Origin of the sequence: Allofournierella massiliensis (assembly GCF_964241245.1) — a bacterium.
Taxonomy (GTDB): Bacteria; Bacillota; Clostridia; order Oscillospirales; family Ruminococcaceae; genus Allofournierella; species Allofournierella massiliensis.
Genome location: NZ_CAXSWZ010000002.1, coordinates 1 through 13,004, shown reverse-complemented (window position 1 = coordinate 13,004; position 13,004 = coordinate 1). Strand labels below are relative to the sequence as shown.

13 protein-coding genes are annotated in these 13,004 nt (G+C 62.9%); 6 read left to right on the top strand and 7 right to left on the bottom strand.

All coding sequences use genetic code 11. The annotated features are described in order from the left end of the window. Position 1: 1 nt before the first annotated feature. The 7 genes from ACESYO_RS01315 to ACESYO_RS01285 all read right to left on the bottom strand — a co-directional run bounded on the left by ACESYO_RS01315 (position 2) and on the right by ACESYO_RS01285 (position 7,627). On the bottom strand, positions 2-673 hold the full coding sequence (locus tag ACESYO_RS01315; RefSeq protein WP_058964126.1) for a DUF4956 domain-containing protein: 672 nt from the start codon (positions 671-673) through the stop codon (positions 2-4). Positions 674-695: 22 nt separating this feature from the next. Beyond that, on the bottom strand, positions 696-1,385 hold the full coding sequence (locus tag ACESYO_RS01310) for a polyphosphate polymerase domain-containing protein (RefSeq protein WP_058964125.1): 690 nt from the start codon (positions 1,383-1,385) through the stop codon (positions 696-698). Next, positions 1,375-2,604, bottom strand: a complete 1,230-nt coding sequence (locus ACESYO_RS01305) for an anti-sigma-I factor RsgI family protein (protein ID WP_373211175.1) — start codon at positions 2,602-2,604, stop codon at positions 1,375-1,377. Before ACESYO_RS01305 ends, ACESYO_RS01310 begins: the two co-directional genes overlap by 11 nt. 131 nt (positions 2,605-2,735) lie before the next feature. Then, on the bottom strand, positions 2,736-3,539 hold the full coding sequence (locus ACESYO_RS01300; protein ID WP_373211173.1) for an anti-sigma-I factor RsgI family protein: 804 nt from the start codon (positions 3,537-3,539) through the stop codon (positions 2,736-2,738). Continuing rightward, positions 3,536-4,267, bottom strand: coding sequence for a sigma-70 family RNA polymerase sigma factor (locus ACESYO_RS01295; protein WP_373209241.1), 732 nt, complete (start codon positions 4,265-4,267; stop codon positions 3,536-3,538). The genes ACESYO_RS01300 and ACESYO_RS01295 overlap by 4 nt, the downstream gene beginning before the upstream one ends. A 302-nt stretch (positions 4,268-4,569) precedes the next feature. After that, positions 4,570-6,312, bottom strand: coding sequence for an aryl-sulfate sulfotransferase (locus ACESYO_RS01290; RefSeq protein WP_373209240.1), 1,743 nt, complete (start codon positions 6,310-6,312; stop codon positions 4,570-4,572). A 301-nt stretch (positions 6,313-6,613) separates the two neighbouring features. Next, positions 6,614-7,627, bottom strand: a complete 1,014-nt coding sequence (locus tag ACESYO_RS01285) for a zinc dependent phospholipase C family protein (protein ID WP_373209239.1) — start codon at positions 7,625-7,627, stop codon at positions 6,614-6,616. Positions 7,628-7,672: 45 nt separating this feature from the next. On the opposite strand from ACESYO_RS01285, the gene ACESYO_RS01280 reads away from it, so the two are divergent. The 6 genes from ACESYO_RS01280 to ACESYO_RS01255 form a co-directional block, all read left to right on the top strand. Then, positions 7,673-7,888, top strand: coding sequence for a hypothetical protein (locus tag ACESYO_RS01280; RefSeq protein ID WP_373211172.1), 216 nt, complete (start codon positions 7,673-7,675; stop codon positions 7,886-7,888). Between the two features lie 140 nt (positions 7,889-8,028). Beyond that, positions 8,029-9,237 carry a phosphoglycerate kinase gene (locus ACESYO_RS01275; protein ID WP_058964114.1) on the top strand — a complete coding sequence of 403 codons (1,209 nt, stop codon included), beginning with the start codon at positions 8,029-8,031 and terminating at the stop codon, positions 9,235-9,237. A gap of 133 nt (positions 9,238-9,370) precedes the next feature. Continuing rightward, complete coding sequence (gene tpiA / locus ACESYO_RS01270) at positions 9,371-10,138, top strand: triose-phosphate isomerase (protein WP_373209237.1); 768 nt, start codon at positions 9,371-9,373, stop codon at positions 10,136-10,138. A 160-nt stretch (positions 10,139-10,298) separates the two neighbouring features. Beyond that, positions 10,299-11,819 carry a 2,3-bisphosphoglycerate-independent phosphoglycerate mutase gene (gene gpmI, locus ACESYO_RS01265; RefSeq protein WP_058964112.1) on the top strand — a complete coding sequence of 507 codons (1,521 nt, stop codon included), beginning with the start codon at positions 10,299-10,301 and terminating at the stop codon, positions 11,817-11,819. Positions 11,820-12,028: 209 nt separating this feature from the next. Beyond that, positions 12,029-12,154: a hypothetical protein gene (locus ACESYO_RS01260; protein ID WP_373209236.1), complete on the top strand. Its 126-nt coding sequence runs from the start codon at positions 12,029-12,031 to the stop codon at positions 12,152-12,154. Positions 12,155-12,178: 24 nt separating this feature from the next. Next, a partial coding sequence (locus ACESYO_RS01255; protein WP_373211170.1) for a hypothetical protein occupies positions 12,179-13,004 on the top strand: 826 nt, incomplete at its 3' end.

Below are 13,004 nucleotides of genomic sequence, written 5' to 3'. Positions count from 1 at the left end.
TTCACCCCATATAGTCCCCGTTGTAGGATACCAGCACCGCTTCCTCCACTCCCTCCATGGCGGCCAGCTGCTCCACGAAGGAGGCGTCCTCCTGCCGCAGCCGCACCTCGTAGTTCAGCTCGGTGCCCCGGGCGCTCACGGTCTTGCTTTTCAGCGCGTGGGCGGTCACCGCCTCCTCCAGAAAAGCGGCAGCGGCGCGGGCGCAAGCGTCCCCGGCGCAGTGCAGCACCAGAATGTAGGGCCGGTCGGCGCTTTTGCGCCCGGCGAACACCACCAGCACCAGCCCGATGAGCAAACTGCCCAGCACCGCCAGCGGCACAAAGCCCGCCGCCAGCACGATGCCCGCCGCGATGCTCCAGAACAGAAAGGCGATGTCCATGGGCTCCTTGATGGCGGTGCGAAACCGCACGATGGACAAGGCGCCCACCATGCCCAGCGACAGCACCACGTTGCTGGTGACCGCCAGAATCAGCAGGGTGGTGATCAGGCACAGGGCCACCAGCGTGACCCCGAAGCTGGCGGCGTACATCACGCCGCAGTAGCTTTTTTTGTAGATGTAGAAGATGAACAGCCCCAGCGCCAGAGCCAGCGCCATGGCCAGCAGCATATCCAGCGGGCTGACCGCGGCGGAATTGTCCAGAAAACTGGAACGGAAGATATCCTGAAACGTCATAAAACCCCTCCCGGCGCGCCGCTCATTCCCATTTGCGGCAGGCCGCGTATTTTGACCAGGCCCCTGCCCGGCGGCCGGGCACCTGCACGGCCATGCGCACCAGATCGGGCAGAAAGGCGTCGTATTTTACCTCCAGAATGGTGCCCCCGGGCGCCACGGTGCAGGCGGGGGCCTGCGGGTTCAGAAAATCGGCGGGCCCGCTGCCCCGGCGCAGGTTCCGGTCCAGCGTGATGCGCACATTGCCCGGCCGGTACACAAAGGCCTGCCGGTCGTAGCAGACCACCGTGCGCGGGCGCAGCCCGGCGCGCATTCTGCTGTACAGCTCCACCAGCAGGGGCTGGCCGCTGTGCAAAAGAAAATCGATCTGCCCGGCCAGCAAAAGCCGCACCTCTTCCTCGCTCAGCCGGGCGCTGCGCTTCTGGCCCAGACCGTTCTGCCTGCTCTTTTTTTCCAGCCGCAGAAAGCCGGTGTCCTGCCCGTAGTACCGCAGCCGGAACTTCTCCCGCCGATCCACCCCATCCAGTTTCTGGCGCAGGGCGGTGTCGGCGGGGGTGTCAAAGTAAAGACTGTTCACCCGGTACACACCCCCCGGCCCGGCGTGCCGGTCGGCCTCAAACAGCTTTTCCAGCCGCCGGGTGAGCACCCAGTCCTCCTGGGGGGTGATCCAGTGCTTGTATTCGTGCCGCCAGACCGGCGGGCGGTCAGTCGTCATAGCCGGAATCTCCGCCGTCATCGTAGCCGGAGTCGCCGCCGTCGTCGTAACCGGAATCGCCGCCGTCGTCATAGCCGGAGTCGCCGGCAGGCGCGGGAGCGGGAGCCACCGGAGCGGGAGCAGGGGCAACCGGAGCAGGGGCCGGAGCCGCCGGGGCGGGGGCGGTGTAGGCGGAATCGCCGTAGCCGGAATCATTGGTTTCCGGGGCGGGGGCGGGAGCCGCGGTGGGCGCGGGGGCCGGAGCGGTATAGCCGGAATCCCCGTCGTCGTTGTAATCGGTCACGCCGTCATTGTTGGGGCCGTAGTCGGTGTCGTTGTAGTCGGTCACGCCGTCATTGTTCGGGCCGTAATCGGTGTCGTTGTAGTCGGTCACACCGTCGTTGTTGGGGCCGTAGTCGGTGTCGTTGTAGTCGGTCACGCCGTCGTTGTTCGGGCCGTAATCGGTGTCGTTGTAGTCGGTCACACCGTCGTTGTTCGGGCCGTAGTCGGTGTCGTTGTAGTCGGTCACACCATCGTTGTTCGGGCCGTAGTCGGTGTCGCCATAATCGGTGGTACCGGGGGCCGGAGTGGCCGGGGCGGGAGTGGCCGCGCCGCCGGAACGGCTGGCGGTGTAGTCGGTGGCGCCGTAATCGGTCACGCCGTCATTGTCCGGGCCGTAATCGGTGGCGCTGTAGTCGGTCACACCGTCGTTGCCCGGGCCGTAGTCGGTGTCGGCGTAGTCGGTCCAGCCGTAGTTGCTCTCGCCGTCCACCTCCACCGGGCTGGTCAGCTGCTGGGCGGCGGTGTAGGTCTGCACCTGCTCCACAATGCCGCTGAGGAAATCGTCGGCGGGCAGGCTGGAACCCCGGGCCACCTCCAGCGTGATCTGGCGGTTGTCGCCCTCCACCTCTTCCACGAAGTAACCGGCCTCGTTGATGCGGGCCACCAGCTCGCCGATCACGGCCTTGCATTCCCTGCCCTCGTAGCCGGTGTAGCCGGTCAGGATCTCCTTGCCGTCCGGGTTGCGGCCTTCCAGACTGGTCACCATGCCCTGTTCATCGTAGCGCACGGCAATTTCCGGATTCACCTTCAGATAGATCACGCCTCCCTGGCTCAGAGCCGCGGGCGCGGCGGCGGTGGCGGTGCTCTGGGCGGGGCTGGAGCAGCCGGCCAGCAGGCACACGGCCATGGAAAGCGCCAACCCGGCGCCGAGCAGTGCGGTCAGTTTCTTTCTGGTCATACCATCGTCTCCTTTTTCCTGTGATTTGTTGTTTTTTCATGCAGCCATCCGTTCTTCTGGCTTCTGACACAGATTACGCAGCCTGTGAAGGCAAAACCGGGGTCGGCGGAAAAACTTTTTTAAAAATTTTTTCAGTCGTCCCCGTCGTAGCCGGAATCCTGCTCCGGCTCTTCCGGCTCCTCCGGCTGGTCATAGCCGGAATCGTTTTCCTCCGGCGCGGGGGCCGGGGCGGAATCCCCATAGCCGGAATCCTCCTCCGCCGGGGCCGGAGCCGGGGCGGCGGTGGGGGCTGCACCGTAACCGGAATCCCCCTCGCCGTAGCCGGAATCCCCGGTGTCCGGGGCGGCGGGGGCCACCGGGATGCTCACGCTCTGGCCCACCTGCACCGTGACCCGCAGGTTCTGGTATTGCAGATATTCCTCCAGATGCTCCCGCAGCTGCCGGTTGGTCTGCTCGGCCCAGCTCTCGTCCTCCGCTTCCAGATCAATGGTGATTGCTCCGCCGGGGGCCAGATAGCCCATGGCCACCGCCCGGTCGATCAGCTCGTCGGTCACCTGATCCAGCTGCTTGCCCTTCCAGTCGTAGCCCTCCACCAGCGCTTGACCGTCCGGGTTTACGCCCTCCAGCCCCCGGGCCACGCTGCGGCGATCCACATCGATGCGCACCTGGGGATTGATGGTCAGATACACCGAGGCATAGGGGGCGATGGGCGCCCGCAGCAGCACCGCCGCCATCAGCACAAGGCAGGCGGCGGCCAGCGCGCCGGGCAGCCAGATCAGCATCCCCCTGCCCCGGGCGGCACGGGTGCGCATGGGCACGATGTGCTCCACCCTCTGGCCCGGTTCATAGTGCAGGTTGGCGGCCCGCACAAAGCGGCCCTCCTCGTCCAGCAGAATGGCGTAGCTGGGTCTTACCTCCATCACAAGGTATTTCATGCGGGGCGTTCACCTCCCTGTGGCGCCAGCATCTGGCAGATGTGCCCCCGGATGATCTCGTAGCCGTTGGTGTAGATCAGCAAAAGGGCGGTGACGTATTTTCGGTGCCGTTCCAGCGTTTTGCGGGCCACGCCGGAGCCCTCACACAGCCGGGCCAGCGGCAGCTTTCCGGTGTGCAGCAGCTCCTCCAGCAGCTCGGGATGCTCCCGGGCGTAGCGCACCGCCTGCCGGCAGGCCTCCAGCGTGCGCCGCTGGCGGGGGCAGTTTTCCGCCACGTCGGAAAGGGCGATGCCGAACCCGGCCATGGTGGCGGTCAGCTCCCGGATCTCGGCCTGGGTGGCCAGCCTGCCCTCGGCGGCGTCCACCGGGTTTTCCGGGTCGGCCAGCTGCTCGCCCAGGGTGTGGCCCTCCTCCGGCCCGGGCTGATCCAGCCGGGCGTGGGGGATATGGCGGCGCTCCCGGCGCTGCTCGTCCCGGATGCGGCTGCGGATCACCAGCGCCGCATACTGCAAAAAGCTGCCCCGGGCGCGGCTGTAGCCCCGGATGGCCTCGTGAAAGGCGATCATCCCGATGCTGAAGGCGTCGTCCTGCTCGGTGCACAGGCGGCCCAGCGCCCGGCTGGCCTGCGCCTTGATGAAGGGCTGATATTGCCGGATCAGTTCGTCGGCGCGCTCAAGGCTGGTTTTGGCCTGAGCCACCTGCTCCAGAATGGCGTGGTCGGTCTGCATAGGGCGGTCGTTCCTTTCCCCGGGCGTGATAACAAAGAGTACGAAGCGACCGCCTCCCAAACCGGGGTCGGCCGCTGCATGTTCCGGTTTTTTCCCATCATAGCAAGAGGCAGGGGCGGTTGTGGGCGGGGGTGTGGTTTTTTTACCCAGTTTTTCATCTCCCTTTACCCGGTTTTAACGTTGGGTCAAGCTCCGGCTTCCGGCATTTGCCCGTTTTGGCCCCTTTTAACCGGCGGCAGCAAAAAAGGCCCCGCGCCGGAACAAGCATCCGGGCGCGGGGCCTCTGTGTCTTTTTGGTTTTTTTAACGGAACCAGTAGCCGACGAAGTCGTCCTTCATCACCCGGTAGCCGTTCATCATGCTGTGGTACTGGAAGCTGCGGATCAGATTGCCCTCGGAGTCATATTCTCCGTAGACCTGGGGCACGCCGCTGTTCACCACATAGTTGCCGCCCTCCAGCAGCTGCGCGTTGGACACCACGCTGGAATAGGGCACATCGAAGGACCAGGCCAGCCGGAAGGTGCCGGCGTTCTCGTCCACCAGATAATAGTACACATGGCTCACGATGCTCTCGTCCTCGGTGAGGGCCTGCCCCACCGTATCCGGCAGGGTGGGGGTGTAGCCGGTGCGGGTGCTGTTGGCCCAGTAGTTGTTGTCGAACATGCGCAGGTAATACTGGCCCTCGGGCAGGCTTTCATCGTAGATCACGGTCACGTCGTGCTGGCCGTACTGGGGGGTGAAGTCGCCCTCTCTGGTCAGGCTGTACTGGGCAAACCCGGTGCCCTGCCAGAAGGCCTCGTCACCGATCATCCAGTCGATGGCCGGCTCCTCGTGCACGTTCTTCACCTTGAGGATGGTGGAGGTCTCGCGGGAGCTGACCACCACCGCGTCCTCCTCTTCCAGATACTGCACCGAGTTCAGGTGCAGCCAGTCCCACAGGCCCGCCTGCCAGAAGAAGGAGCTGTTGGCCGCCACCTTTTCGGTGGTCACGAAATAGTCGTTCATCAGGGCGCTGAAATCCACCAGCAGGGTCACCTCGCCGGATTCCATATCAATGGCGATCAGCTGATCCTCCACCGTTTCGCCCTCGGTGTTGGTGGCCAGGGCCACCAGCTCGCCGTCCGGGCCCCAGTTGAAGTCGTGATGCAGCTCGAAGCGGCCCAGATCATACACCTGCAGCACCTGGCCGATGCGGCTGATGCGGGCGATCTTGTTGCTGCCCACGCAGGCCAGAATCTGGTCGCCCAGGCTGAGGATGCGGTCGGAATGGTAGCCGTCCAGCAGCATTTCGTAGCGCAGGATGCCGTCGTTGTCAAAGAAGAAGGTGTAGCCGTAGTAGTCGCTCAGGCCCATGGCGTAGAAAAGGCCCTCGCTCATTTCGGCGGTGCTTTCGCCCTCGGTGGCCTCCAGCCGGTTCGGGTGGCCGGAGGTGGTTTCGGGCATCTGGATGGTAAAGGTGAAGCTCTGCTTCACCTCGCCCTGCCGGTTCACCGCCTCCAGCGTCACCTGATTTTCCTGCCCGGGCACAAGGCCGATGAGCAGAAATCCCTGCACCTTGCCGTACTCCTGGGCGGAATTGGCGGTGGCGGTGTAGGCGGGGATGCTCTCGTCGTCGGTGGTGACGGTGTAGCGGATCTGGCAGTTGTAGTCGGTGGTGAAGTAAAGATACAGCCCGTTCGACCCGGTGCCGAAGGGGTTCAGCACCGCCAGCGGGGCGTCCATGGTGTAGCCGCCCCGGGCCATCATGGTCATCAGGCTCTGGGCCAGCCGCTGCTGCACCTCCTCATCGTAATATGTAAAACCCTCCTGCTCGTATTCTCCGGGCAGGATCTGGGCCACCTCGATGCTGGCTTCCACCGGCTGGCGATACATCTGCACGTTGATCTCGTCGTCGGTGAAGGTGTAGGTGCCGGTCTCGATCTCCCATTTGTCCCGGGCGCGCTTTTCGCCGCCCACCAGATACTTGGAGACCACCAGCACGCCGGTGAGAATCACCGCGGCCAGCACGACCAGAATCGCCGCCCCCACAAGGATCTTCTTTTTCATGGTGCAATCCTCTTTCTCATTCTGTTTTATTCCTGTCTGGCGCGCCCCTCCCTCAGGGGCAGTCGCCGCGCAGATATTATACAGCGTTTTTTTCGCTCTGTGGGGCCTTTTTTGCGGTTTTCATCGGTTTTTCAAATTTTTTTGCTCTTTCTTAATAATCCCATGACCAAAACGACAAAAAGTTCCTCTTTCCAAGCCGGAAAGAGGGACTTTTTTCAGTCAGCACCGCGCCATTCACATCCTGCGGCTCAGGCGGCGTATCCCGCCAAAATGGTGCGGAATTGCCGTAACAGAAGTTCGCTCAGCGAACGCAGCCTGCCGCCGGGGCCGGGGCGGGCGCTCCGGCCTGACCGGCCGCCACCGCACGCTCCAGCCGCTGGAAATTGGCAGCCAGCACCCGGTCGTCGTGATAGTTGGTGTCGCCGGTCATCATCAGAAAGCGCACCGGGTCGTCCATCTGGGGCAAAAGCCACACCGCCAGCCGCAGCCCCTTGCAGAACAGCTCGTCGAAGCTGTCGGTGAACAGGCGCTGGGGCTTCCAGGGGTCCCGCCAGGCAGCGTGGGCCAGGTTCATGGGGTCCGGCATGCTGCTGGGCGCGTCGGTGATGAACTTGGCCGAAAGCAGCGGGAACTTCATCACCCGGTTCTCGAATTTTTCCACCATCTGCCGCCGCTGGGCGCCCGGGTCGTGCAGCAGGCTGGATTCAAACGAAGCCATCACCATGGCCCGGCGCACAAAGGCCGGGCGGAAGGGCGAGCGCACCGGGAAGAGATCCCCCAGCGTGCCCTGCAAAACCCGCGCCAGATATTTGCTGATCAGCTGGCTTTCCGCCTCGCTGAGCCGGAACACCTGCTCCTGCCGCAGCCGGGTGTAGCTGTAACCGCACCGGGCCATGTACCAGGCGTCGATGTCGCTTTCCAGCGCGGCGTGGCGGCCGTAATAGCGGGCGCTCTTGTGGGCCGGGTCGTAGCCGGTGCGGGCGTACACAAAGGTGTGGCACACACTGTCGCACACATAGTGGCAGTAGGCCCCCGCCAGATAGGCAAGGCAGACCCCCCGCTCGGGTTCTTGCTCCGGCAGGCAGGCAAACATCTGCAGAAACAGCGCCTTCACCCGGTGGTTGTGCAGGTAGGCCCCCAGATTCCGGTGGTTGGAAAAGGCCAGCCGCAAAAAGTTATAGGTGAACAGATCCGGCCCCTGGCAGCCCAGGAAAAACGCCCGGGAATGCTGCCCCGCCGCCCGCTTTGCCCCGCAGTCCGGCAGGCGGGCCAGCGTTCGGGCGCCGAACACACAGTGAGTCACAAGCCCCGGCATACACATTGCCTCCTTTGTATTCCCAAAAACCCCGCCTTCTGCCGCGTGGGCGCGGCGGGCGGTGAACCAGCAGCGTTCGGGCGCGGCAAAGCCGGCGGCCCCGCACGCCCTTATACTTTTATTGTATCACATTTGCCGGGCCCCGGCGCGGGTTTGCCAATTCTTTTCACGATTTTTGCCTTTTCTGTTTCTTTCCCGTTTTTTTACAAAAAAGCGCATACCGCCCAGATTTTTGTGCAGGAAAAGGGCGTATTTCGTTAAAAGAGTAACAAGAAAAAACTTGCGAAATCGGCCCAAGTTGTTTATAATAAGGGCAGGTATGACAAGGCGGTTATCCGCACCGGTTGGCGCGGGCAGCCGTTCCCTTTGGGATACTTTCAAAAATGAGAGGAGAAAGAACAATGGGCTTAGGTAAAAAAACCGTTGAGGAACTGGACGTTAAGGGCAAGCGCGTTCTGGTGCGCTGCGATTTCAACGTTCCCATGAAGGAGGGCGTTATCACCAACGATAACCGCATCGTTGCCGCCCTGCCCACCATCAAGAAGCTGATCGAGAATGGCGGCAAGGTGATCCTGTGCAGCCATCTGGGCAAGCCCAAGAACGGCCCCGAAGAGAAGTTCAGCCTGGCTCCCGTGGCTGTGCGCCTGAGCGAGCTGCTGGGCCAGCCCGTGGTGTTCGCCAATGACGACACCGTTGTGGGCGAGAACGCCAAGGCCGCTGTTGCCGCCATGAAGGACGGCGACGTGGTTCTGCTGCAGAACACCCGCTTCCGCAAGGAGGAGACCAAGAACCTGCCCGAGTTCAGCGAAGAGCTGGCCAGCCTGGCTGACTGCTATGTGAACGACGCCTTCGGCTCTGCTCACCGCGCTCACTGCTCCACCGCCGGCGTGACCGACTACATCAAGGACACCGCTGTTGGCTACCTGATGGAGAAGGAGATCCGCTACCTGGGCAACGCCGTGAACGATCCCGTTCGTCCCTTCACCGCCATCCTGGGCGGCGCCAAGGTTGCCGACAAGCTGAACGTGATCAGCAACCTGCTGGAGAAGGTGGACACCCTGATCATCGGCGGCGGCATGGCCTACACCTTCCTGGCTGCCAAGGGCTACGAGGTTGGCACCAGCCTGGTGGACAACGAGAAGCTGGACTACTGCAAGGAAATGATGAAGAAGGCCGAGGAGAAGGGCGTAAAGCTGCTGCTGCCTGTGGACACCGCTGTTGCCGCTTCCTTCCCCGATCCCATCGACGCTCCCATCGAGGTTCAGATGGTTGCTGCCGACGCCATGCCTGCCGGCATGATGGGCCTGGACATCGGACCCGAGACCGAGAAGCTGTTTGCTGACGCCGTGAAGGCCAGCAAGACCGTTGTATGGAACGGCCCCATGGGCGTGTTCGAGAACCCCACCCTGGCTGCCGGCACCCTGGCCGTTGCCAAGGCCATGGCCGAGTCCGACGCCACCACCGTGATCGGCGGCGGTGACAGCGCTGCTGCCGTGATGCAGCTGGGCTTCGCCGACAAGATGACCCACATCTCCACCGGCGGCGGTGCTTCTCTGGAGTACCTGGAAGGCAAGGAGCTGCCCGGCATCGCCTGCATCCAGAACGCCTGAGTTCTAAAACCCAAAGCCTCAGTCGCCCCCCTTTGGCCGGGCGGCTGGGGCCTTTTCCGGTGTATTGAGCAGGCGCCCGCCCGAATTGTGCGGCGCTGCCCACATAATCTGAAACAAAGTGAGGAATTTCACCATGGATAAAGCAAACCGCAAGGCGATCATCGCCGGCAACTGGAAGATGAACAAGACCGCCACCGAGGCTGTGGAGCTGATCGACGCTCTGATCCCCGCTGTGAAGGACGCTGACTGCGAAGTTGTGATCTGCACCCCCTTCACCACCCTGGCCACCGCTGTGGAAAAGACCAAGGGCACCAACATCCATGTGGGCGCCGAGAACGTGCACTTCGAGAAGAGCGGCGCGTTCACCGGCGAGATCAGCGCCGACATGCTGGTTGACCTGGGCGTTGAGTATGTGATCACCGGCCACTCCGAGCGCCGTCAGTACTTCGCTGAGACCGACGAGACCGTGAACAAGCGCACTCTGGCTGCTCTGAACGCCGGCCTGAAGGTGCTGGTATGCGTGGGCGAGAACCTGACCCAGCGCGAGCAGGGCGTGACCGAGGAACTGGTCCGCATGCAGACCAAGATCGCCCTGAACGGCGTAACCGCCGAGCAGATGGCCAATGTGGTCATCGCCTACGAGCCTGTTTGGGCCATCGGCACCGGCAAGACTGCCACCAGCGATCAGGCTCAGGAAGTCTGCGCTGCCATCCGTAAGGTTCTGGGCGAAGTGTACGGCGAGGCCATTGCCAAGGCTACCACCATCCAGTACGGCGGCAGCATGAACGCCGGCAACGCCGAAGAGCTGCTGGGCAAGCCCGATGTTGATGGCGGCCTGATCGGCGGCGCTTCTTTGAAAGCGGATGCCTTCGCTACCATCGTGGCCGCTGCCAGCAAGTAAGTTTTTCTGAAAACACCTTTGCGGCGGGCATTTTTCCTTTGCCGCAGGCTGCAAAAAAAACTTCCGGCAAAATCATTCTTTCGCCATAGCGTGCCGCCTCGCCCGGTGGGCCGGGCGGCGCGTTTTTTATTCACTTTCAATCATTAAGGAGTAATCCATTATGTCTAAGAAACCCCTGATGCTCTGCATTCTGGACGGCTTCGGCTGGGTGCCCAACAAGACCGAGGGCAACGCCATCGTGGCCGCCAAAACCCCCAATCTGGACAAGCTGTTCGCCACCTGCCCCTACACCACCATCGGTGCTTCCGGCATGGACGTGGGCCTGCCCGACGGCCAGATGGGCAACAGCGAGGTTGGTCACACCAACATCGGCGCCGGCCGCATCGTGTACCAGGAGCTGACCCGCATCACCAAGGCCATTCAGGACGGCTCCATCCGCTCCAACGAGGCCATTGTGAACGCCATGAAGGCTGCCATCGAGAACGGCAAGGCCATCCACCTGATGGGCCTGCTGTCTGCCGGCGGCGTGCACAGCCACATCCAGCACCTGTTCGGCCTGCTGGACATGGCCAAGGACATGGGCGCCAAGGAAGTTTACGTTCATGCCATCATGGACGGCCGTGACGTTCCCCCCGATTCCGGCAAGGGCTACATCGACGAGCTGCAGGCCAAGCTGGACGAGCTGGGCGTGGGCAAGATCGCTTCCATCTCCGGCCGTTACTACGCCATGGATCGCGACAACCGCTGGGATCGCGTGGAGAAGGCCTACGCTGCCTTCGTATACGGCGAAGGCGTGAAGGGCACCCCCGCTGAGGTGATGGCCAACAGCTACGCCGAGGGCGTGACCGACGAGTTCGTGGTACCCGCCGTGACCTGCGAGGGCGGCCGCGTATCCGAGGGCGACACCGTGATCTTCTTCAACTTCCGCCCCGACCGTGCCCGTGAGATCACCCGCACCTTCGTGGACGACGCCTTCAACGGCTTCGAGCGCAAGAACGGCCGCTTTGCCGTGAACTACGTCTGCTTCACCCAGTACGACGCCACCATGCCCAACGTGGAGGTGGCCTTCAAGCCCCAGAGCCTGACCAACGTGATGGGCGAGTACCTGGCCAAGTGCGGCAAGACCCAGCTGCGCATCGCTGAAACCGAGAAGTATGCCCATGTGACCTTCTTCTTCAACGGCGGCGTGGAGGCTCCCTTCGAGGGCGAGGATCGCGCCCTGATCGCCAGCCCCAAGGTTGCCACCTACGACCTGCAGCCCGAGATGAGCGCCTTCGAGGTTGCCGACGAGTGCGTCAAGCGCATCGAGAGCGGCAAGTACGACGTGATCATCCTGAACTTCGCCAACTGCGACATGGTCGGTCACACCGGCATCTTCGAGGCCGCTGTGAAGGCCGTTGAGGCTGTGGACACCTGCGCCGGCAAGGTCATCGACGCGGTTCTGGCCGCCGGTGGTCAGGTTCTGCTGACTGCCGACCACGGCAACGCCGACCAGATGCGCGAGCCCGATGGCGCTCCCTTCACCGCTCACACCACCAACCCGGTTCCCTTCCTGGTGGCCGGCGCCGGCGACGTGAAGCTGCGCGAGGGCGGCGTTCTGGCGGACATCGCTCCCACCATGCTCAAGCTGATGGGCCTGCCCCAGCCGGAAGAGATGACCGGTAAGAGCATCATCGAGTAATTTTTCCGGGGCCATTCCCCCGGCCCCGCTGCCCCCGGCATGCCCTCTGGTATGCCGGGGGCTTTTTCACACTTTTTTCAATCTTTTTTACGGGACAAACTCCCCCTTGACGGTGTATGATTAAAATGATAGAATAATTTGATTTTTGTATTCTGAAGGCAGCACCGCATCATTCCAGGTGGTGGAGCACGCCGAAAATTTTTTGCGGAATGAACCAAAAAGCGCAGGCAATCCTTTGTGGCTTGACGAGCATTTTTGGAAAATTCCACGGAAAATTTTGGCGCGATACGCCGCCTGAGCCCTTGGGCGTGAATGGTGCGGTGGTGCCTTATTAACCCACTTGCAAGGAGGGATTTGATATGAGGAAGCATTGGCTGCTGCGCGCAGGCGCGGCCTTCACCGCCGCCGTGCTGCTGGCAGGCTCGGTGGCCTTTGCCCAGGATGAGGTGACCGAAGAGGACATCCAGGATCTGCAGAACAAGGTGGATCAGGCCCAGAATCAGGCCCAGCAGGCCGCCGAGGACGTGCAGGACGACATGGACGCCAAGGCCCAGGCCGAGCTGCAGGCCCAGATGCTTCTGAACCAGATCAACAGCCTGAGCGACGCCCAGGCCGGCATTCAGGATCAGATCGCCCAGTGCGCCGAGCAGATCGCCGCCACCCAGCAGAGCTACGACGAGACCATGGAGGAATACAAGGCCCAGCTGCAGGCCATGCAGAAGCTGGGCGATTCCGGCGGCATCTCGCTGCTGCTGCAGGCAAACAGCCTGTATGAGCTGCTCACCTTCCCCTCCAACCTGCAGCAGTTGAGCAGCTACACCGACAGCCTGCTCACCGAGCTGCAGACCCAGAAGCAGGCCATTCAGGACCTGAGCGACGAACTGGAGGGCAAGCGGGCCACCGCTGCCGAAAACCAGCAGCAGCTGGAGGAAACCCGCAAGGAATACCAGGCCCAGGTGCAGAAGCTGGACAGCCAGATCAGCGCCGGCACCGCCGAGCAGATTGCCTACGAGGCGGAATACGAGATGCGCAAGGAGGAGCTGCAGGCCGCCGAGGCCCAGCTGGAGCAGCAGATCGCGGACGCGCTGGCCAAGGCGGAAGCGCAGGCCACCCCCACCCCAGCGCCCACGCCGGAGCCGACCCCCGAACCGACCCCGGAACCCACGCCCGCGCCCACACCGGAAG